We start from the raw sequence: 20,529 nt of genomic DNA on the forward strand, positions 1-20,529 counted from the left end.
CCGGGGTGCCGCGGGGGGGCCCGGGGCCCGCCGGCGGCGTGGGGGTCAGCTCCGCTTCCAGCGGGGTTTGTCGGTGCGGCGGTGCTCGTCGCGGTGGTCGTCGCGGCGGAAGCCGCCGTCGCTGCGGTTGTGGCCGAACGGGCGGCGGTCGCGGTCCCGATCACGGTCCCGGTCGCGGTCGCGGTCGTCGCGGCGGAAGCCGCCGCGACGGTCGTCCCGGCGGCCTCGGTCCCGGTCCCGGTCGTCCCGGCGGAAGCCGCCGTCCCTGCGGTTGTTGTGGAACGGGCGACGGTCGCCGCGCTCCCGGTCCCGGTCGTCCCGGCGGCCGCGCTGTTCGGCGCGGGCCGCGGCGGCCGCGGCACGGGCGGCCTCGCGGGCCTCACGCTCCGCCTCACGGGCGGCCTCGCGCTCGGCCTCGGCCGCCGCCTCGGCGGCGGCGCGGGCGATCGCCTCGGCCGGGTCGTCGCCGCGCTCCCTGGCGGCGCGCCCGATGAGCCGCTCGGCGTCGCCGCGCAGCTCGGTGGCGCGCTCCCTGGCCCGCTCCAGCTCCCGGGAGAGCCGCGCGACCTCGCGTTCGGCGTGCCGGGCGGAACGCGACGAGGACTCGGCCTGGACCTCGCTCAGCGACCGGGCGCCGATGATGTCGGCGAGGTCGTCGTGGAACAGGTCACCCCGGCCGATGACGTGCCGGGCGGCGTCCACGCCGGCGTCCTCCATCAGCCGGAAGATGGTGCGCCGCTGGTGCGGCAGGGCCAGCGAGACGACGGTGCCGGAGCGCCCGGCCCGCGCCGTGCGCCCGGAACGGTGCAGGTAGTCCTTGTGGTCGCCGGCCGGGTCGACGTTCAGCACGACGTCGATGCCCTCGACGTGGATGCCGCGGGCGGCGACGTCGGTGGCCACCAGCACCCCGATCCGGCCGTCCTTGAAGTCGGCGAGGGTGCGGGTGCGGGCGCCCTGCGTCATGCCGCCGTGCAGCGCGTCGGCGCGCACGCCGGCGTCCCGCAGCTGCTCCGCGACCCGGTCCGCGCCGAGCTGGGTGCGGACGAAGACGATGGTGCGGCCGTCGCGCCCCGCGATGGCGGCGGTGAGCGGCGCCTTGTCCTGCGGCTTGACCACCAGTACGTGGTGGCTCATGGTCGCGACCGCGCCCTGGGCGGCGTCGACCTGGTGGCTGACCGGGTCGACGAGGTAGCGCTTGACCAGGGTGTCGATCTCGCGCTCCAGGGTGGCGGAGAACAGCATCCGCTGTCCGCCCGGCGGCACCATGTCGAGCAGCTCGGTGACCTCGGGCAGGAAGCCGAGGTCGGCCATCTGGTCGGCCTCGTCGAGCACGGCGACCTGGACGTCGTCCAGCGAGCACGCGCCGCGCTTGATCACGTCGCGCAGCCGGCCCGGGGTGGCGACCAGGATGTCGACGCCGCGCTCCAGGGCGTAGATCTGGTTGCCCATGGAGGTGCCGCCGCAGACGACCTTCATCCGCAGGCCGAGCAGCTCGCCGTACGGCTCCAGGGCGGCGGAGACCTGCATGGCCAGCTCGCGGGTGGGCGTCAGGATGACGGCCCGCGGGTGTCCTGGGCGGGTGCGCTCGCCGGCCAGCCGGGTCAGCACCGGCAGACCGAAGCTGAGGGTCTTGCCGGAGCCGGTGCGGCCCCGGCCGAGGACGTCGCGCCCGGCCATGGCGTCGGGGATGGTGGCGGCCTGGATGGGGAACGGGGTGGTGACACCGTTCTCGGCGAGCTTCCGCACGATCTGCTGCGGCAGGCCGAGGTCGGCGAAGGTGACCGTCGGCTCGTCCAGGGGTAGGACGGCTTCAGGCGTGGTGACGGACATGCGAGATGAGAACCTTCCGGAGTCGGGTCGGCACGCGCCTTTGCTCCGTAGGTGCTCATGACCGCCTAGATGCGGTCAGCCACGGCTTAACGAGGAACGCGCCACACGGCGCGCTATGTGGGGCGCCGGGCAAGTGGGATCAAACGATCTACAAGCATACGCAGGGCGCCGTCTGCCATGCAAACGGGATTCACCCCTCGTGCATCAGTTCCCCCCGTCGCCGCCTCCGCCACCCCCGTTTCCCTGGGTGTCACCGTCGCCGCCGGTCGGCGTCGGCGTGGGGGTCGGGTCCGGCTCCTCGGACGTGGGGCTGGGCTCGTCGCTCGGCTCGGGGGAGGGCGTCGGATCCGAGGAGGGCGCGGGCTTCTTCGTGGGCTCCGGCGCGTGGGTGGTGGTGGGCGTCGGCGTGCGCGCCGGGTCGCGGGAGTCGGGGGCGTCGGACCCCGCGTTCCCCTGGTCGTCCGCCGACGGGTCCCGCTCGGTGGTGGACCCCGGATCCGCGTCGCCCGACGTGCTGGCCGCCGTGGTCGGCCCGGGGCCGTCGGTCGCGCCGGCGGCGGCTCCCCCGCCGTCCGCCTCCGGCCGGTCCGAGCGCTCGCCACGCGGTTCGACGCTCACCTCGACGGAGTGTCCCGGATCGGGCGACGCGTTCCCCATCTCGGCGGGATCGTTCTGGTGCGCGTCGTCCGAGCCGGCGCTCACGCACCCCGCGAGCGCCCCCACGGCGACGGCGATGAGGGACACGGCGGCGGCGGGAACGAGACGGCGGGCGGATCGGCGCACGGCGGACTACCTCCGAGGGCGGGGACGGCGGCTGGGCAACGGACGGTGGGGCTCGGCCTGTCCGCTGCTCAACTCCCGTGCCCGGCGGAGGACACGCCCCGCACGGGGGCACGTTTGCGCGGGTCCGGGCGGGCCGGACGCCCGCGCCACGTCCGGCCGACGTCCGACCCGCGCGTCCGGCTCTACGCGTCCGGCTCGTCGAGCGTGGCTCCGTGGGCGAACGCGGCGGCGAACGCCTCCTCCCCCAGCGCGGCGCGCGCGGCGGCGGCGATCCGGTCCACGTCGGCGCGTTCCGCCGCGGGCAACGGGGCCCGCGCGGACTCGCGGGCCGCCGCGGCGGCGCCGAGCAGCGTGGCGGCCCGGCGGTGCCGCCCGGCCCCGGCCGCCGCGCCGGCCAGGCCCTCCCAGGCCAGGGCCACGGCCCGCGGGTCGCCCAGCAGCCGGGCCTGGGCGAGTCCCTCCGCGTGCCGGGACCGCGCGGTCTCCGGATCGCCGCGCAGCTCCGCCACGAAGCCGAGCTCGGCGAGGACCACGCCCAGCCCGGGTCCGTAGTCGGTGGCCCGGAACCAGTCCAGCAGGCGCCGCAGCCGGGACTCCGCCGCGTCGAGGTCGCCCGCGCGGCGGGCCCCGAGGGCGAGGCCGAGTTCCGCGCTGGCCTGGCCCCGCCGGAGGTTCTGCTCGGTGGCCAGCGCCAGCGCCCGGCCGTGCAGGGCGTCGGCCCCGGCGTGGTCCCCGGTCAGCAGCGCGATCCGGCCGAGACCGCACAGCCGGTTGACGACCTCGGCCCACAGGCCCAGTTCCTCGGCCATGCCGAGCCCGGTCCGGTGGAGGGCCGCGGCCCGCGGGTAGTCGCCGGCGATCTCGGCGAGGGTGGCCAGCGGGAAGACCGTGTGCGCCTGCCCCCAGCGGTCGCCGAGCGCGCGGAAGACACGGTCCGCGCGCTCCCCGTGGTCCCGGGCCGCCGCCAGCGCGCCGCGCGCCAGGGCGTGCCGGGCCAGCACGCTGAGCGCCGCGGCCTCGCCCCAGCGGTCGCCGAGTTCCCGGAAGTCCGCGACGGCCTGCCGGCTCAGGCGCTCCCCGCCGGCCACGGCGGCCGTCCCCAGCTGGGCGAACGCCAGAAACCACCGCGCGACGGCCAGCCCCGCCCGGTCACCGGCGGCGGCCAACCCGTCCAGCACGGGCCGCGGATCTGCACTCTCCTCCCGGGACACCAACAACACGACCCCGGCCCGCCAGGCAGCGGCCCTGCCGGCCGCAACCGAGGCCGGACCCGAGCCCGGCACGACCGCCGCGCCGGGCACCCGAGCCGCCCGGTCCGCCCGGTCCGCGGCGGCGGGGACCGGATTCGCCGAGGCCGGGTCGGCGGTTGCCCGGTCGGCTGGCGCCACGACGGTCAGATCAGCGGCCACGGCGGCCGGCGTCGGGTCGCCCACGACCGGGGCGGTGGAGCTCGTGGCGGCCGGCGCCGCGACGGCGGGCCTCGGCTCGGCTGCGACCGTGGCCGCGCCGGCGGGCGCCGGCAAGGTCGTGGTTCGGGTGAGGGCTCTGTGGGCCTCGCTCAGGCGGCCGCGAAGGACCCAGTACCAGGTCAGGGCGTTGACCAGGCGCAGCGCCGCCTCGGCGGCGCCCCGGGTGGCGGCCAGGTCGATCGCCCGGCGCAGGTTGCCGCTCTCCGCGTCGAGCCGGGCCAGCCAGCGCCGTTGTTCCGGCCCGCGAAGCAACGGTTCCGCCTCTTCGGCGAGTTCGGCGTAGTAGTGGACGTGCCGGCGCTCCGCCTCGTGGAACTCTCCGGCCTCCCGCAGCCGTTCGGCGCAGTACTCGCGGACGGACTCCAGCAGCCGGTAGCGCGGGTCGCCCGGCCGGTCGTCGAGCACCACCAGGGACCGGTCGACGAGCCGGGCCAGCGCGTCCAGGACCTCCGCCGGCCGCACTCCGCCCCCGGCGCACAGCTGCTCCGCCGCCTCCAGGGTGCAGCCGTCCACCTGCACGGCCAGCCGGCGCAGCACCGTGCGTTCGCCGGCGGTCAGCAGTTCCCAGCTCCAGTCGAGCACCGCGCGCAGGGTGCGCTGCCGGGGCGGCGCGTCCCGGTAGCCGCTGGTCAGCACGGAGAACCGGTCGTCCAGGCGGGCGTGCAGGCCGTGCAGGCCGAGCGTCCTGACCCGCGAGGCGGCCAGCTCCAGGGCGACCGGCAGACCGTCGAGCCGCCGGCAGATCGCCGCCACGGCCTCGGCGTCGGCCGGGTCGAGCTCCGCGTCCGGCGGGCGGCCGGCCCGGGACAGGAAGAGCCGGGTGGCGTCGGCGGGCGCCAGCGGCGGGACCCGCCACACGGTCTCGCCGCCGAGGCCCAGCGGCTCCCGGCTGGTGGCCAGGATCCGCAGGTCGGGCACGGCCCGCAGCAGCGCCTCGGCGAACCCGGCCACCGGCTCGACGACGTGCTCGCAGTTGTCCAGCACGAGCAGCAGCGGACGCCGGCCGCGCAGCGCGGCGGCCAGCCAGTCGATGCCGGAGGCGGGTGCGGCGTCCGGCCGGACGGCCAGGGCCTGCAGGACGGACTCGGCCAGCGCGCACACCACCTCCTCGGCGGGCGCGTCGGCGGCGAGCCCGGCCAGTTCGACCAGCCAGGCGCCCTCGGGGTACGCGTCGAGCAGGCCGCGTGCCGTCTCCACCGCCAGCCGGGACTTGCCGACCCCGCCGGGGCCGGTGAGCGTCACCAGGCGGGCGGTGCGCAGCAGGCCGCGCAGGTCGGCGACGGCGCCGGACCTGCCGACCAGATCGGTGAGCGGCGCGGGCAGGTTGGTCCGCGGCCGGGCGACCGGCGCGGAGTCCGGCGCGCAGTACGGGGCACGATCCGGCGCGGGGTTCAGCGCGGGGTCCTGGCGGAGGATCGCCTGGTGCAGGGCGGTCAGCTCGGGGCCCGGGTCCAGGCCGAGTTCGTCGGCCAGCCGGCGGCGGAACGCCTCGTATCCGGCCAGCGCCTCGCCCTGCCGGCCCGCGCGGTACAGGGCGCGCAGCTGGGCGGCGCGGAGGCGTTCGCGCAGCGGGTGCCGGGCCACCAGGTCGGCGAGCTCGCCGAGCACCAGCGCGTGTTCGCCGAGCGCCAGGCGGGCCTCGGCGAGCTGCTCCAGCGCGCCGAGCCGGTCCTCGGTGAGCCGGTCGATCGCCGCGCGGGCGAACGGTTCGTCGGCGTGGTCCGCGAAGGCCGGGCCGCGCCACAGGTCCAGGGCCTCGACGAGCAGGCCGGCGCGCCGCGCCGGGTCCGCGGTGGCCCCGGCCCGGGCGGCGAGCTCGGCGAACCGGCCGGCGTCCACGTCCCCGGGCGGGACGTCCAGCCGGTACCCGGCGGGTCCGGAGACCACCAGCCGCCGGCCGCCGGGCTCGGCCTCGTCCAGGGCGCGGCGCAGGTGCGCGATCTTGCCCTGGAGGGCGCCGGCGGGGTTCCTGGGCGGTCGGGTGCCCCACAGCTGGTCGGCCAGCCGGTCGGCGGACACCGGATGTCCTGGGCGGACCAGCAGCCGCGCGAGCACCGCGCGGACCTTGCGCTCCGGAACGCGCACGGGAGCGCCGTTGGCCGCCCACACCGCCAGCGGGCCCAGCACTCCGAATCGCACACCGCAACGATAGGTCGGGCGCGGCGGAGCACGGCGAGCCGCGGCGAACCGCGGCGGAGCACGGCGAACCGGCGGCGAACCCACAGTGGACCGGCAGTGGACCGCAAGGGCGGGCACCCACCCTGGGGCCAGTCGTTCGCATCGTTCGCACGGAGGAAGCAGATGAACAGCGCACCCGAGAGCACGCCGCCCCGCACCCCGGTCAGCGTCATCGGCCTGGGCAACCTGGGCCGGGCGCTGGCCGCGGCGCTCGTCGAGCGCGGCCACCCCACCACCGTGTGGAACCGCACGGCCGGCCGGGCCGACGACCTGGTCGCCCGGGGTGCGCGGCGCGCGGACACGGTCGGCGAGGCGCTGGAGGCCGGCGAGCTGGTGATCGTCTGCCTGCTGGACCAGGACGCCGCCCGCGCGGTACTGGCCCAGGGCGCCGGCGCACTCGCCGGTCGGGCGGTGGTCAACATCACCTCGGGCACGCCGGAGCCGGTGCGGGAGCTGGCGGACTGGGCGGCCGGGCACGGCGCGGACTACCTCGCGGGCGCGGTCTACGCCGTCCCGCAGACGATCGGCACGCCCGAGGCGTTCGTGCTCTACAGCGGGTCGCGGGCCGTGTTCGAGGCCCACCGCGACACGCTGGACGCGGTGCTCGGCGGCGGCACCTTCACCGGCGCGGACCCGGCCCTGGCGTCGGTGCACGACATGGCGGTGCTCAGCGGGATGTACGGGATGTTCGCCGGGTTCTTCCACGGCGTGGCGCTGGCCGGCACGGAGGGCATCAGCGCCGCGGACATCACCCGGCACATGACGCGGTGGCTGACGGAGGCGGCCGCGGCGCTGCCCGGGTTCGCGGCCGAGATCGACGCGGGCGACTACACCACGGAGACGTCCACCCTCGACATCAACGCGTGGGGCCTCGGCGCGATCCTCACCGCCAGCCGCGCCCGCGGGATCGGCGACGCGCTGCTGGCGCCGTTGCAGGAGCTCTTCCGGCGGGAGGTCGACGCCGGCCACGGCGCGGCCAGCCTGGCCCGAACCGTCGAATCCCTGCCGTCCCACGGCCGCGCGCCCGCCTGGGGGCACCCCCGGCCGAAGGCTGGGGGACGGTGACCCGGGCCCGCCGTTCGCCGGCGGGCGCGGGAGAATGGACGGGTGCTGAAGATGACGCGCGAGGAGTTCGAGGAACTGGTCAGCGAGGGGCTGGACCGGATCCCGCCCGAGCTGACACGGCTGATGGACAACGTCGCCATCTTCGTCGAGGACGAGCCGCCGCCGGAGGATCCCGAGCTGCTCGGGCTGTACGAGGGCACGCCGCTGACGGAACGCGGCGAGTGGTACGCCGGGGCGCTGCCCGACCGCATCACCATCTACATGGGCCCCACGCTGCGGCTGTGCGAGACGCGCGAGGAGGTCGTGGAGGAGGCCGCCACCACCGTGGTGCACGAGGTGGCGCACCACTTCGGCATCGACGACGCCCGGCTCCACGACCTGGGCTGGGCCTGAGCCACGGCCGCGGCGTGGCCCGGCGCCGGGCGGGGATACCGTTTTGCTGATCAGTCGCGAGATCCCCTATGCTTCTGGCGTCTCCGACGGCATCTCCCAGGTGCCCAGGCGGCCTCTCCAGCCCCCGTCGTCTAGTGGCCCAGGACGCCGCCCTTTCAAGGCGGTAGCGCGGGTTCGAATCCCGTCGGGGGTACTTCTCTGACCAGCGACAACACGGGGCCCCGTCTGTGGGGGCCCCGTTGGTGTTCGCGCTGCCGGGTCCGCTGGGCTGGCGGTCGCCGGCGGGCGAGGGTGGCCGCGGCCGCGCGCCCCGCTCGGCACGTCCGCTGAGGGGAACCGAGGGGATCGGAGGCGCGGAAGTTGCCGGAGGTCTGAACGGCGCCGGTGTGGCCCGGCGATGTTCGGCGGTGGCCGCGCGTCAGCGCTGGTCTTCGCCGGTGAGGGCCTGCCGCTCCTGCTGCAGGATCTCCTGGATCGGGATGCCGTCGTAGTTGCTGAGGACGACGCCGACCCAGCCGGTGTCCAGGTAGATGTTCCAGTTGGCGGCGATGCCGCCCCCGCCCCCGCCGCGCCCGAACACCCACTGGCTGCCGTTGACGAGGTGGAGCGGACCCGCGTACGTCGCGAACGACGTGGGCGTGCCGCCGGGCGCCTTGGCCCCGGTGAGCAGGTCGGCGTAGGGCCCTCCCAGCACCGTGCCGTCGAGCAGCGCCTGCCCGAAGCGGACCAGGTCAGGTGCGGTGGCGAAGCCCTCGCCCGAGGAGTAGCCGATGAAGCTGCGGCCCGGGTTCCTGTCGGGCGCCTGCCCCAGGCTGCCCTTGTCCAGGTTGCGGACGGCGTCCACCCGGCTGCCGTCGGACTGGAGCATGTACGGGTGCGCGATGTGCTCGTCCTCGAGCCACTGCGTCCTGGTGAAGTACGCCGAGCCGGTCATGCCGGACCGCCCGAGGATGTGCTCGTGCACGTAGTCCCAGAAGGTCAGGCCGGTCACGGTCTCGACGATCTGCGCGGCCATGGCGAGGCCGGCGCCGCCGCCGGGGAGGTGGGCGTCGGCCCCCGCGCCGGGGACGCCCACCAGCGTTGCCTGCCGGGCCCACTGCAGGTTGTGCTCGTGCACCTCCTCCTTGCTGGTGAAGACGCGTTGCCAGTCCGGCATCGGGGCGTCGATCCCGGAGGTGCTGGTGAGCAGGTGATGGATGGTCACCTGTTCGGCGATGTCCGTGGCGATGCCGTCGAGGTGGGTGCCCACCGTGTCCGACAGCGTCAGCTCGCCCCGCTGCAGCAGTTGCAGGACGGCGACCGCGAGGAACGGCTGACTCGCCGAGGCGAGGTTGAACGCGACGCCCTCGTGGTTCTCGATTCCCCGCTCCTCGTCGGCCATCCCGTAGCTGCGGGACAGCACCGTCCGACCCTGGTGCGCCAACAGCACCACGCCGGAGAACCTGTCCTCGGCGGCCAGCCGCTCTATGTACTGGTCGTAGGCGCCGCCGGGCAGGGCGTCCGGCGGGATGTCGGCGTCGCTGAGGGCGGGAGCGGCGTGGCCGGTTCGGGCGCCCACCAGCGGTGTGCCGGTCGCCACCACGCCGGCGGCCACCGCGCCAGTCGCCATCATGCCGGCCGCCGTTAGTCCGCCCCGCCGGAGCAGCCGCCGCCGGTCGATGCCGCCCCGTACCGAACCCGAGTCCATGGTCACGGTCCTCTCCTGATCGACAACCCGACCACCGCGTGTCGGTCAGCGACCGCTGTCGGCGGCCGATCACCCCCTGCGTGGTCCTTTGACGCCATCGAAGATCGAGGACCGTTGCGGTGACGTATGTGCTTCTCGATACGCCCGCGATACACGGGACCCGGAAGTCCGGGGTTCCGTCTCAGGGACCCCCGTTGGTGGCCCCGCTGGGTGCCGGGGCGGGGCTCGTCGAACCCGGGTCAGTTCGCCGTCGTCTCGACGTGCGACGCCAGGTTGGCCAGTGAGGAGGCGATGCCGGCCTCGTGGTCCGCCTGGTCGATGCCGGGTGGCACGTCCGTGGCGGTGACGGTCACCTCGGTCCCGTCACCGACGGCGGCGAGGTCCCAGGTCATCGTCATGGTGCCCGCGAACGACGGGTCGTCGGCCTCGAACACCGCTCGCTGCACCACGCGTTCCCGTGGCACCAGGGCGGCGAACGAGACGTCGACGACGTCCGTCGCGTCGGACGTCTTGCCGGGGCTGTCGGCGGCGTCGAGGTAGGTGAGGGCCATCCGGAACCCGCCACCGGGCCGGGGATCCCACCGCTCGACCCGTCCCCGCATGCCGTCCGGCGGCAGCCACGCCTCCAGGGACTCCCGGTCCAGGAGGGCGGCGTAGACGGTCGTCGGGGACGCGGCGATCACCCTGCTGGCGCGGTCGGTCCTGCTCATGGCCCGATCCTAGGACCCGCGCGGTTCCGCCGGGCCGGGACGGCCGGGCGTCAGACTCCTGCGGCATGATCGTCGGTGTGACTGAGGAGCTGAGCCTCCGGCCGGTGGCCGAGGATGATCTGACCGTGTTGGAAGCGCTGACCCAGGATCCGGAGACGGCCGGCGAGTTCGCGCGGTTCGGGTGGTTCGATCCGGGTCGGTGGCGGCGCAGGTGGGCGGAGAACGGGCTGCTCGGCCAGGACGGCGGGGCGCTGATGGTGGTCCGCGGGGGCGAGCAGCTCGGCTTCGTGACCTGGAACCGCCGGCAGACGACGCCGGCGTCCTACTGCTGGTCCATGGGGATAGCGATGTTGCCGCGGGCGCGCGGCCACGGGTACGGCACCGAGGCGCACCGGCTGCTGACGCGCTACCTGTTCGCGCACACCACGGTCCACCGGATCGAGGCGGACACCGAGGTGGAGAACGTCGCCGAGCGACGGGCCCTGGAGAAGGCCGGGGTCCGCCAGGAGGGCGTGCTGCGGGGCTGCGCCTGGCGGGACGGCGCGTGGCGGGACGGCGTGGTCTACGGCCTGCTGCGCACCGACACGCCCGCCTGACCCGCCACCGGGTCGGTCGGGGTGCGGCTCAGCAGGGCGTTGAACTGGGCGCCGAAGAGCAGCGCGAGGTTGCTGAACCACAGCCAGACGAGGAAGACGACGACGCCGGCGAGCGATCCGTACAGCCGGCTGTAGGTGCCCTCGGCGTACGACGCGTACAGCGTGAAACCGGCGGAGGACAGCAGCCACAGCCCGCCCGCGAGGACGCCGCCGGCCGTGGCCCTGGCCTTGCTGCGTGACTGGGGCGGTCCCGAGTGGAAGAGCAGCGCCACCAGCAGCGTGGCCAGGCAGGCCAGGAACGGCCAGCGCAGCACGCTCCAGGCCACGGCCGCGGGCTCCCCCAGGCCGACGCCGCGGCCGAGCGTGCGGGCCAGCGGGTCGGTGACGACCAGCGCCACCGCGGCGGAGACCAGCAGGGTCAACAGCAGCAGCGCGGTCGCCACCAGCACCGGCGCCCGACGCCGCGCGGAACGGGTGTCGGTGGCCCGGTGCATCGCGTACAGGGCGCGGCGGAAGACCGCCAGATAGCTGCACGCGGACCAGACGGCGCTGGCCGCGCCCACGACGGTCAACACCCAGGCTGCGGAGCCCTCCCGGCTGACGTCGTGCAGCGCCTGGTTCAGGGCGGAGCCCGACTCGGCCGGGGCGAGCCCGGCGACGTAGCGGATCAACTCCTCGGTGTCCGCGGGGTCGGCGAGCCCGAGGAGGGTGATGGTCACGAAGAGGGTGGGCAGCACGGTGAGGATGGCGTAGTAGGTCAGCGCCGCCGCCGAGTCGGCGACGTCGTCACGCCACATGGTGGCCGGGGTCCTGCGCAGCGCGTTCCGGTAGCGCGCCCAGCGCCGCCCGCGGCTCGCGGGGGGCCGCGGGCGCGCCGGCGTGGGGCGTCCGTTCGACAGCAGCCGCGACATGGTGTGAGCCCTTCCCGTCCCGGGGTGTGCTCAGGGGCGCGTCACGCGCGGCTGGGGAAGTGCCGCGCCCGCTGGCGGGGCAGCCTGGGCGAGGTGCCCTGGTCAGGGCCCGCGCCGCCGCGGCGGCCAGGGCCGTACGGCCGCTCGCTCACCAGCTGCTCGAAGATGCCCTCGGCGCCGGACAGCACCCCGCTCAGCTCGACCGTCCTCGCGTCCCGCGAACGCACCCGCCGCGCCGCCGCGCACAGCCGGCGGAAGCCGCCGACCTGCCGGGCGTGCCGCACGGACAGGGCGTCGCTCGTCTGCTCCGCGTCGCCGCTCGGATAGCCGCGGTCCGCCGCGAGCCGGCCGACCAGCTCCTCGGCCGCGACCACGGCCTCGGCGGGGGCGGTCAGCCACCGCACCTGGATCTCGGCCCACTGCCTCCGGTACCGCTCGCGCGCGGCCGGCTCCAGCGGCCGGGGCTGGAGGTCGCCGTAGCGGTACAGGCGCTCGCTCAACTCCTTGCGAGCCGCCTTCACATCTCCGCCGTGCCGTTCGACGACCCGGGAGAACTCGGGGCCGAACCGGCGCCGCAGCGCGCGGCTGCTCTGCAACACGGTGGGGGCGCAGGCGAGCGCCACGATGGCGATGACGACGGCACTGAGAATGATCGCTGTCCCGGTGGACATGGCGTGTCCTTCCCGCGGTGGCTCCCTCTCACGAGGCTGGCGTTATGGTTCCGTTACCCAACTCCGCCGGACATAACCACGCTAGGTGACGTCCCGTGAGGTTCACCCGGATCCCACGCGCGCCCGAGGCGGTCCGCCGCGGGCGGCCACCACCAGCGGAAACGGGCGGAACGGCACCGCCGCCCGGCCGTTGACCCGGTCGCCCTCCACACGCACCGTCACCACCGCGCCGCACCGGCCGTTTCGGGCACCAGGCGGCGGGCACTCGGGTGCTCCTCAACGTACAAGGTGTCGGAGCGGGTGGGGAGTGAACGGGGATGAAGGACCGCATCGGGTCGCGCTACCCCCTCAGCGCCGGGCGGGCGCGGGAGATCACGCGGGGCTTCCTGTCGGTGATGACGCCGCCGGCCACACGGGAGACCGCCGAGATGGTGGCGTTGGTCGTGTCGGAGCTGGTGACCAACGCCGTCCGGCACGCGGGCGGGGTGACCGAGTTCCGGCTGCGCGTGGTGCCGCCGGACGGCGTGGAGATCCTGGTCGGCGATGCCAGCCCGCGTCGGCCGCGCCGGCAGACCCGCAGACCGGCCGCCGCCGGCGGGTTCGGCCTGGAGCTCGTGGACCAGCTGGCCCGTTCGGTCAGCGTGCGGGCCACGCCGGAGGGCGGGAAGACGGTCCGGGCGGTCGTCCCCGTGGGCGCGGTCGGCGCCGCCGCCGAGGGCTCGAACGAGGACCGATTCGGGCGGGTGAAGGACGTTCGGCGAGAAACCTTCACTTCTTCCGCGCAACCGGAGCGTTTCTCTTCTCGATCGGGTTGATGGCGGACATGACGCTCATGGTCCACATTCTGACCGTTTGATCCCCCGTAGTGGCGGTGTGATGGTCGGGGCCGTTGCCTGATTACGCGAAAAAGTTGGCGCTAGTTGGGAAAAGAAGCTGCACGCCGGTCACCGCAGCGCCGCCGAGTGCGCTGGCCAGGCTCAACGACGCTGGCCACGGCCCACGTTCGCGTGTTTGTATCCCGGCGCCAGGCGACCCGCTCTTCGGGCCACTGGGATGAGAAGTACGCCGACCACATGTGAAGGGACCCTCGCCTTGCGTAACGACCTTGAGACCCGCGAGATCGCCGACTCCGAGCTGGACGCCGTTGCCGGTGGTGTCGCCGCCGCCGCCACGGGCCTGGTCGGTGCCGTGACCACCGACCTGACCAACGCCGTCAACTCGCTTGAGACGGTTGGCTACGTGCAGGGCCTGGCCGGCCAGGCGACCAGCCAGGTGGCCGGCCTGACCGGCGTCAACGTCACCCTCGACGGGGTGACCGGCCTGGCCGGTCTGTGATCAGCACCGACCCTCAGCTGAGCACTACCTGAGCACATTTCCGCCCACGGGCCCGACATCCCGCGGCATCCACATCTGACGGGTGCGCGGTCGCGCCGGTGAGGTGCCCCATGAACCCCGGATGCTCCCCAGTTCCGGGGTTCATGAGCGCCCGCCGGGCGGCCGGCCCCCGGTGAGGGACCAGCTCGTGCAGTTCCGTACCAAGGCGCTGGCCAAGCTCCAGTCGCCGGAAGAACTCGACCTGCCCGTGCGCTTCGCCCGCCCACAGGGCCGGCTCGTGCTGGCCGTCACGATCCTGGTCATGGCCGCCGCGAGCTTCTGGGCGTTCACCGGCTCGGTGTCCTCCACACTCACCGCGCCGGGCATCCTCACCCAGGTCGAGGGCAGCTACGTGCTGCAGAGCCCGGTCGCCGGGCAGGTCACCAGGCTGCTCGCCGACGAGGGCGAACTGCTCCCCCCCGGCGCCCCGTTGATGACCGTGCGCACCGAGGCGGGCGAGCAGGACGTCGAGGCCGTGGCCGGGGGGCGGGTCACGGCGCTCGTCGCCCGGGCCGGCACGGTGGTCACGGCCGGCTCCGACGTGGCGACCCTGGAGCACGTCGACGATCCGGACGAACCGCTGGTCGCGATGCTCTACCTGCCGGCGGCGAGCGGATCCACGGTCCGCGAGGGCGCGTCGGTGAACGTGACCGTCCAGTCCGTGCCGCAGGAGCAGTTCGGCGTGCTGCGCGGCCGGGTCGAGTCGGTCGGCCGCGCGCCGCAGACCCAGGCGCAGCTCGGCGGCTTCCTCGGGGACGCGCAACTGGCCGCGCAGTTCGCCCAGCAGGGCAACCCCGTCGCGGTGGTGGTGCGGCTGGAACGGTCCGCCGACACCGAGTCCGGCTACCTGTGGTCCTCGACGGACGGCCCGCCCTACCCGATCGCCTCCCGAACGCTGGTCTCCGGCTCCGTGGAGCTGTCCACCCAACGCCCCGTCGACTGGCTCCTCCCGTGACCGGGCCCGCCCAGGACCAGGGCCAGACCTGGACCGACGGCCGGGCACAGGCGCGCCCACACGACCAGAACCAGGCCGACGGCCGAGCGCAGGCACAGGCCCGGGCCCAGGCACACGGCCAGAACCACAACCAGGCCGACGGCCGAGCGCAGGCGCAGGCGCAGGCACAGGCACAGGGCCACAACCAGGCCGACGGCCGAGCGCAGGCCCGGGCACAGGGCCAGACGCTGGTCGGCGGCAATGCGCAGGCTCCGGGCCGGGGGTCGGTTCAGGGGTCGGCCCCCGGCCCGGCTCGGACCGGGGGCCGCGCGGCGGCGCGGGCCCAGGCGCCGGTGCCGCGCGCGGCCGAGGCCGGGAAGACGGCCGCCGGTGGCCGCCGGCGGCGGACCGTGCCCCGGGGCGGGGGTCGCCGTCCCGGGGCACGACACGGCGGCCGGCGCCCGTCGCGCCTCCCGCGCGGCAAGCGCGTCCGCACGCCCACCGTGCTGCAGATGGAGGCCGTGGAGTGCGGCGCCGCCGCGCTGGCGATAGTGCTCGCCCACCACGGCCGGTTCGTCCCGCTGGAGGAGCTGCGCATCGCCTGCGGCGTGTCCCGCGACGGCTCCCGCGCCAGTAACCTCCTCAAGGCGGCCCGGAGTTACGGCCTGACCGCCAAGGGCATGCAGATGGACCTGGCCGCGCTGGCCGAGGTCTCCGCGCCCGCCGTGCTGTTCTGGGAGTTCAACCACTACGTCGTCTTCGACGGGCTGGGCCGCCGCCTCGGCCGCCGCGGCGTGTACGTCAACGACCCGGCCAAGGGCCGCCGTTTCGTGCCGATGGACGAGTTCGACACCAGCTTCACCGGCGTGGTGCTGGTGATGGAGCCCGGCGAGCGGTTCCGCCGGATCGGCCGGAAACCGGGCGTCACCCAGGCCATGCCGGCCCGGCTGCGCGGCACCTCGGGCACCATGTTCGCCGCCGTGCTCGCCAGCCTGCTGCTGGTCGTCGTCGGCGCCTCGGTGCCCGCGCTGAGCCGCACGTACATCGACACGTTTCTCATCGGCAACGACACCTCGCTGCTCAGCGTGCTCTTCCTGTCGATGGGCACCAGCCTGGCGCTCACCGCGACGCTGACCGCGTTGCAGCAGGCCAACCTGCTGCGCGGCCGGATCATCTCCTCGACCCTGGGCAGCGCGCGTTTCCTGCGGCATCTGCTGCGGCTGCCGGTCACCTTCTTCGCCCAGCGCGGCCCCGCCGACCTGGTGCAACGCCTGCAGTCCAACGACACGGTCGCCGAGACCCTGGCCCGCGATCTGGCCGCCGCCGGCGTGGACGCCGTGGTGGTGGTGCTCTACGCCGTGCTGTTGTGGACCTACGACCCGCAACTCACCGTCGTCGGCATCGGGATCGCGCTGCTGAACGTCGTCGCCATGCGGATCGTGATCGGGCTGCGGGCCACCGGCACCCAGAAGCTGCGCGCCGACAGCGCCCGGCTGACCAACACCGCGTACAGCGGTCTGACGCTCATCGAGACGATGAAGGCCACCGGCGGCGAGAACGGCTTCTTCCGCCGCTGGGCCGGGCAGCACGCCACCACCCTGGACACCCAGCAGCGGCTCGGCGTGCCGAGCGCCTGGCTGGCGATCGTCGCGCCGACGCTGGCCGCGCTCAACAGCGCGGTGATCCTCACGGTCGGCGGCACCCGGGCCGTGGAGGGGCACCTGTCCGTCGGCCTGCTCGTCGCCTTCCAGGCCCTGGTGACCAGCTTCACCGCGCCGATCACCCGCCTCAACGGCGTGGCCGGGCGGCTCCAGGACTTCGCCGCGGACGTGGCCCGGCTGCGGGACGTGGAGAACTTCCCCGTGGACCCGCTGTTCTCCCGGCGCGAGCCGGCCGCCAGCACCCGCCGTCTGACCGGCCATGTCGAACTCGACGACGTCACCTTCGGCTACAGCCCGCTGGACGCGCCGCTGTTGACCGACCTCACGCTGTCGGTGGGCCCGGGGCAGCAACTCGCCCTCGTCGGCGGCTCGGGCAGCGGCAAGTCCACCGTCTCCCGGCTGCTCGCCGGCCTCTACACGCCGTGGCAGGGCACCATCCGGATCGACGGGATGCCGCTCGCGGACATCCCGCGCGGCGCCATGGCCGCGTCGGTCGCCTTCGTGGACCAGGACGTGTTCCTCTTCGAGGGCAGCGTCCGCGACAACGTCGCGCTGTGGGACCCCTCCGTCACCGACGAGGCCGTGGTCGCCGCGCTGCGCGACGCCGCGGTCTACGGCGCGGTGGCGCGCCGCCCCGGCGGCATCCACAGCCGGGTCGAACAGGACGGCCGGAACTTCTCCGGCGGCCAGCGCCAGCGCCTCGAACTGGCCCGCGCGCTGGTGCGCCGGCCCAGCGTGCTGGTGCTCGACGAGGTGACCAGCGCCCTGGACGCGGTGACCGAGCAGCTCATCATGGACAACCTGCGGCGCCGCGGCTGCGCCTGCGTGGTCATCGCGCACCGGCTGAGCACGGTGCGGGACAGCGACGAGATCGTCGTGTTGGACCGGGGCACGGTGGTCGAACGCGGCCGGCACGAACACCTGATCGCGGCCGGCGGCCCGTACGCCAGGCTGGTCAATCCGGGCGGCGCGGGGGCGCCAGGATGACCGACGCCCCGCAGCAGGCCACGCTGCCCACCGATCCCGTCGTCGCGGCCCTGGGCGGACTGGGACAGGCGGTCGACTGCACCGGGCTGCGCAGCCTGTCCCTGGAGGGACCGGCCGTGCTGTGGCTGGTGGTGGACGGCGCGCTGGACGTCTTCGCGGTGAACGCGGGCGGGACGGGGCACTGGCACTTCCTCGGCCGGCTGGAGGGGGGCACGCTGCTGCTCGGTCCCGTGCAGGGGCCCGAGCACACGCTGGTGGCCCGGCCGCTGCCCGGGTGCCGGCTGCACCGGATCGAACTGGGGGAGCTGCCGGCGGCGGCGCCCGGCGGGTACGAGGGGTACGAGGGGTACGGGCAGTTCGAGGGCTACGGCTCGACCGGGGAGTACGCCGGGTACGGCCAGGGCCCGGCCGCGGAGCACGGGGCGTTCGGGGGCGGCCCGTTCGGGGGCCCCAGCGAATACGGGGACTACGGAGGGTACGGCGGATACGGCGACCACTCCGGATACGCCGGGTACGGCGGGTACGGACCCGCCGGCGGGCCCGGCCCGTACGACGCCGGCTGGGGCGGGGGCCACCCGCCGGTGAGCCCGTTGGAGGACGCCTTCGCGCGCGGCATCGGCCGCGGCCTGCGGGCGCTGTACCAGGCCCCGTTGGACGGCCGCGCCACCGTCGAGGAGGGCGCCGGGGCCGCCGACGACGACATCCTGTGGATGCATGTGCCGCCCGGCGGCGTGCGCTACGGCGCCGCGTACCAGGACGGCGCCGCCGGCACGCTGCTGGTGGACGCGGCGATGTGGCAGGGCATGGTGGACCAGCAGCGGCGGCTGCTGAGCGCCCTCGACCGCTGGATCGACCAGCTGGAACGGGCCCACGAGGACCGCACCGCGGCCGGCATCAAGGCTGGCGAGACGGCCAGGTCCCAGGCCGACCGGACGCTGCTCGACGCCATCGGCAGCACCGGCCGCGACCGCGCGGCGAGAACCCCGGCGGCCGACGCCGACGCCACCCTCGCCGCGTGCCGGCTGGTCGCCGGCGAGGACGGCATCACCCTGACCGAACCACGCGGCTCCGGCCTCGCCGCCGGGGCCGACGACGACCGCACCGACCCCGTGGAACGCGTCGCGCTCGCCTCCCGGATCAGGACCCGCGAGATCCGGCTCGCCGGGCGCTGGTGGGCGGAGCCCAGCGGCCCGTTGGTGGGCCGGCGCGCGGGGGACGGGGCGCCGGTGGCCCTGCTCTGGCGGCGCGGCGGCTACCTGGCCGTCGACCCGGTCGCCGGCACCCGCGAGCGCGTCGGTCCCCGGAACGCGGACGAGTTCGAGCCCAGCGGCGTGATGTTCTACCGCCCGCTGCCCGACCGGCCGCTCGGACTGCCGCAGCTCGTGCGGTTCAGCGTGCGCGGCACCGGCGCGGAGGTGCGCCGCCTGGTGCTGGGCGGGCTCGTCGCGGTCGGCCTCGGCGCGCTGGTCCCCATCGCCACCGGGCGGGTGCTCGGCGAGTACGTGCCGCGCGCCCAGCACGACCTCATCGTGCAGGCCGGCGTGGCGATCGTCGCGACCAGCGTGGTCGCCGCCGCGTTCATGCTGCTGCAGAACGTCGCCATCCTCCGGATGGAGGGCCGGATCGAGGCCACCCTGCAACCCGCGGTGTGGGATCGGCTGCTGCGGCTGCCGACCCGGTTCTTCGCCGGCCGCTCCACCGGCGAGCTGGCCAGCGCCGCGATGGGCATCAGCGCCATCCGCCGGGTGCTGTCGGGCGTCGGCTCGGTGTGCGTGCAGGCCGGCAGCGTCGGCACCATGAACCTCGTCCTGCTGCTGGTCTACAGCGTGCCGCTGGCGCTGGTCGCCCTGGCCATGCTGCTGGTCATCGCGACCGTCTTCCTCTCCCTCGGGCTGTGGCAACTGCGCTACCAGCGGCAGTTGATCAAGCTGAGCAACGAGCTCAACAACCGCGCCTACCAGACCCTGCGCGGCCTGCCGAAGCTGCGGCTCGCCGCCGCCGAGAGCTTCGCCTACGCGTCCTGGGCCCGGGAGTTCGCCCGCACCCGGGAGCTGCAACAGCGCATCGGCCGGATCAAGAACACCGTCACCGTGCTCAACGCCGTCTGCCTGCCGCTGTGCACGCTGGTGATGTTCATGCTGCTGGCCGGGCCGGCCCGCGGATCGATGTCCGCGGCCTCGTTCCTCACCTTCAGCACCGCCGTGACGATGATGCTGTCCTCGGTCACCCAGCTGACCGGCGCGCTGCTCTCGGCCGCCGCCGTGCTGCCGATGTTCGAGCAGGTCAGGCCCATCTTCCAGGAGACGCCCGAGGGCGTCCCCGCGACCGGGAAGCGGGAGGGGGAACGGGACGGCGCGCCGGCGGCCGGCAGCCCGCCCGGCGAGCTGCGCGGCCGCGTCGAGGTCAGGAACCTGTCCTACCGCTACGCGGAGAGCGGCCCGCTGGTGCTCGACGAGGTCTCCCTCGACGCCCGGGAGGGCGAGTTCCTCGCCGTCGTCGGGCCGAGCGGCTGCGGCAAGTCGACGCTGCTGCGGCTGCTCATCGGCTTCGACCAGCCGCTGTCCGGCAGCGTGCTCTACGACGGCCAGGACCTGGCGGCGCTCGACCAGGCGGCGGTGCGCCGGCAGTGCGGGGTGGTGCTGCAGAACGCGCAGCCGCTGGCCGGCTCGATCCTGGACTGCATCCGCGGCGCCGGCACGTACTCGCTCGACGAGGTGTGGGCGGCCGCCGCGATGGCCGGCCTGGCCGACGACATCAAGGCGATGCCGATGGGCCTGCACACCATCCTGTCCGCCGGGGGCGGCGCCGTGTCGGGCGGCCAGCGGCAGCGTCTGATGGTCGCCGCGGCGCTGATCCGCCGGCCGCGTGTGCTCTTCTTCGACGAGGCCACCAGCGCGCTGGACAACGAGGCGCAGCGCGTCGTCATCGAGTCCACCCGGGCGCTGCGCGCGACCCGGGTCGTGATCGCGCACCGGCTCTCCACGATCATGGACGCCGACCGGGTGGTCGTGATGGCGGACGGGCGGGTCGTCCAGGAGGGGCCGCCGGCGGCGCTGCTCGCCGAGACCGGCGGCCTCTTCCACGAGCTGGCGCGGCGGCAGCTGCGGTGACGGACGACGGGCCGCGGGCGGCGGCGGACCCCGACAGATGGCGGCGGGGAACCAGGAGTAGAGCCGCGAGACCTGAGCAGACGAACACCACGCGCAACGCGTGCGGCAGGAGCCCCAGGCACCACCCGGCTCACACCGGGATGACGTGCGGGGGCAGCGGCGGCACGCGC

Annotated in this window: 15 protein-coding genes and 1 tRNA gene; 9 read left to right on the forward strand and 7 right to left on the reverse strand. The window is 75.1% G+C overall.

The features are described from left to right. Nucleotides 1–45 precede the first annotated feature (45 nt). The 3 genes from ABGB06_RS12545 to ABGB06_RS12555 form a co-directional block, all read right to left on the reverse strand. Nucleotides 46–1,830, reverse strand: a complete 1,785-nt coding sequence (locus tag ABGB06_RS12545; RefSeq protein ID WP_347588421.1) for a DEAD/DEAH box helicase — start codon at nt 1,828–1,830, stop codon at nt 46–48. A gap of 204 nt (nt 1,831–2,034) precedes the next feature. Next, complete coding sequence (locus tag ABGB06_RS12550; RefSeq protein ID WP_347588423.1) at nt 2,035–2,613, reverse strand: hypothetical protein; 579 nt, start codon at nt 2,611–2,613, stop codon at nt 2,035–2,037. A 182-nt stretch (nt 2,614–2,795) separates the two neighbouring features. After that, on the reverse strand, nt 2,796–6,221 hold the full coding sequence (locus ABGB06_RS12555; RefSeq protein WP_347588425.1) for a BTAD domain-containing putative transcriptional regulator: 3,426 nt from the start codon (nt 6,219–6,221) through the stop codon (nt 2,796–2,798). A gap of 162 nt (nt 6,222–6,383) precedes the next feature. Between ABGB06_RS12555 and ABGB06_RS12560 the strand changes: the two genes are divergently transcribed. The 3 genes from ABGB06_RS12560 (at nt 6,384) to ABGB06_RS12570 (ending at nt 7,911) form a co-directional block, all read left to right on the forward strand. Continuing rightward, the gene (locus ABGB06_RS12560) at nt 6,384–7,325 is read left to right on the forward strand and encodes an NAD(P)-binding domain-containing protein (RefSeq protein WP_347588427.1); all 942 of its coding nucleotides are present in this window, start codon (nt 6,384–6,386) and stop codon (nt 7,323–7,325) included. Between the two features lie 42 nt (nt 7,326–7,367). After that, the gene (locus ABGB06_RS12565; RefSeq protein WP_347588429.1) at nt 7,368–7,718 is read left to right on the forward strand and encodes a metallopeptidase family protein; all 351 of its coding nucleotides are present in this window, start codon (nt 7,368–7,370) and stop codon (nt 7,716–7,718) included. A gap of 120 nt (nt 7,719–7,838) precedes the next feature. Then, a tRNA-Glu gene (locus tag ABGB06_RS12570) sits at nt 7,839–7,911 on the forward strand. Between the two features lie 225 nt (nt 7,912–8,136). On the opposite strand, the gene ABGB06_RS12575 is transcribed toward ABGB06_RS12570, so the two are convergent. After that, on the reverse strand, nt 8,137–9,405 hold the full coding sequence (locus tag ABGB06_RS12575) for a serine hydrolase domain-containing protein (RefSeq protein ID WP_347589142.1): 1,269 nt from the start codon (nt 9,403–9,405) through the stop codon (nt 8,137–8,139). 239 nt (nt 9,406–9,644) lie between these two features. Continuing rightward, nucleotides 9,645–10,115, reverse strand: a complete 471-nt coding sequence (locus ABGB06_RS12580) for an SRPBCC family protein (RefSeq protein ID WP_347588431.1) — start codon at nt 10,113–10,115, stop codon at nt 9,645–9,647. Between the two features lie 77 nt (nt 10,116–10,192). Here ABGB06_RS12580 and ABGB06_RS12585 point away from each other — a divergent pair, with 77 nt between their 5' ends. Further along, nucleotides 10,193–10,711 carry a GNAT family protein gene (locus ABGB06_RS12585; RefSeq protein ID WP_347588433.1) on the forward strand — a complete coding sequence of 173 codons (519 nt, stop codon included), beginning with the start codon at nt 10,193–10,195 and terminating at the stop codon, nt 10,709–10,711. Here the strand turns inward: ABGB06_RS12585 and ABGB06_RS12590 are convergent. Beyond that, entirely contained in the window at nt 10,678–11,622 is a 945-nt protein-coding gene (locus tag ABGB06_RS12590) for a YihY/virulence factor BrkB family protein (RefSeq protein WP_347588435.1), read from the reverse strand. The genes ABGB06_RS12585 and ABGB06_RS12590 overlap by 34 nt on opposite strands. Nucleotides 11,623–11,663: 41 nt before the next feature. Continuing rightward, complete coding sequence (locus tag ABGB06_RS12595) at nt 11,664–12,293, reverse strand: hypothetical protein (RefSeq protein ID WP_347588437.1); 630 nt, start codon at nt 12,291–12,293, stop codon at nt 11,664–11,666. 317 nt (nt 12,294–12,610) lie between these two features. On the opposite strand from ABGB06_RS12595, the gene ABGB06_RS12600 reads away from it, so the two are divergent. The 5 genes from ABGB06_RS12600 (at nt 12,611) to ABGB06_RS12620 (ending at nt 20,359) form a co-directional block, all read left to right on the forward strand. Beyond that, nucleotides 12,611–13,108, forward strand: coding sequence for an ATP-binding protein (locus tag ABGB06_RS12600; RefSeq protein WP_347588439.1), 498 nt, complete (start codon nt 12,611–12,613; stop codon nt 13,106–13,108). A 277-nt stretch (nt 13,109–13,385) separates the two neighbouring features. Continuing rightward, on the forward strand, nt 13,386–13,628 hold the full coding sequence (locus ABGB06_RS12605) for a hypothetical protein (protein WP_347588440.1): 243 nt from the start codon (nt 13,386–13,388) through the stop codon (nt 13,626–13,628). A gap of 187 nt (nt 13,629–13,815) precedes the next feature. After that, on the forward strand, nt 13,816–14,622 hold the full coding sequence (locus ABGB06_RS12610) for an HlyD family efflux transporter periplasmic adaptor subunit (protein ID WP_347588442.1): 807 nt from the start codon (nt 13,816–13,818) through the stop codon (nt 14,620–14,622). Between the two features lie 482 nt (nt 14,623–15,104). After that, nucleotides 15,105–17,249 (forward strand): NHLP family bacteriocin export ABC transporter peptidase/permease/ATPase subunit, encoded by a 2,145-nt coding sequence (locus ABGB06_RS12615; RefSeq protein ID WP_347589144.1) that lies wholly within the window; start codon nt 15,105–15,107, stop codon nt 17,247–17,249. Next, nucleotides 17,246–20,359, forward strand: coding sequence for an NHLP bacteriocin export ABC transporter permease/ATPase subunit (locus ABGB06_RS12620; protein ID WP_347588444.1), 3,114 nt, complete (start codon nt 17,246–17,248; stop codon nt 20,357–20,359). The genes ABGB06_RS12615 and ABGB06_RS12620 overlap by 4 nt, the downstream gene beginning before the upstream one ends. Nucleotides 20,360–20,529 lie beyond the last annotated feature (170 nt).

The sequence above is a fragment of the Streptomyces sp. B6B3 genome, from assembly GCF_039871525.1.
Lineage (GTDB): Bacteria > Actinomycetota > Actinomycetes > Streptomycetales > Streptomycetaceae > Streptomyces.

What these genes read in the sequence shown, in the direction of transcription:
- ABGB06_RS12545 (WP_347588421.1), bottom strand. Translation starts at nt 1,830, where the DNA reads ATGTCCGTCACCACGCCTGAAGCCGTCCTACCCCTGGACGAGCCGACG.
- ABGB06_RS12560 (WP_347588427.1), top strand. Translation starts at nt 6,384, where the DNA reads ATGAACAGCGCACCCGAGAGCACGCCGCCCCGCACCCCGGTCAGCGTC.
- ABGB06_RS12575 (WP_347589142.1), bottom strand. Translation starts at nt 9,405, where the DNA reads ATGGACTCGGGTTCGGTACGGGGCGGCATCGACCGGCGGCGGCTGCTC.
- ABGB06_RS12580 (WP_347588431.1), bottom strand. Translation starts at nt 10,115, where the DNA reads ATGAGCAGGACCGACCGCGCCAGCAGGGTGATCGCCGCGTCCCCGACG.
- ABGB06_RS12590 (WP_347588435.1), bottom strand. Translation starts at nt 11,622, where the DNA reads ATGTCGCGGCTGCTGTCGAACGGACGCCCCACGCCGGCGCGCCCGCGG.
- ABGB06_RS12595 (WP_347588437.1), bottom strand. Translation starts at nt 12,293, where the DNA reads ATGTCCACCGGGACAGCGATCATTCTCAGTGCCGTCGTCATCGCCATC.
- ABGB06_RS12600 (WP_347588439.1), top strand. Translation starts at nt 12,611, where the DNA reads ATGAAGGACCGCATCGGGTCGCGCTACCCCCTCAGCGCCGGGCGGGCG.
- ABGB06_RS12620 (WP_347588444.1), top strand. Translation starts at nt 17,246, where the DNA reads ATGACCGACGCCCCGCAGCAGGCCACGCTGCCCACCGATCCCGTCGTC.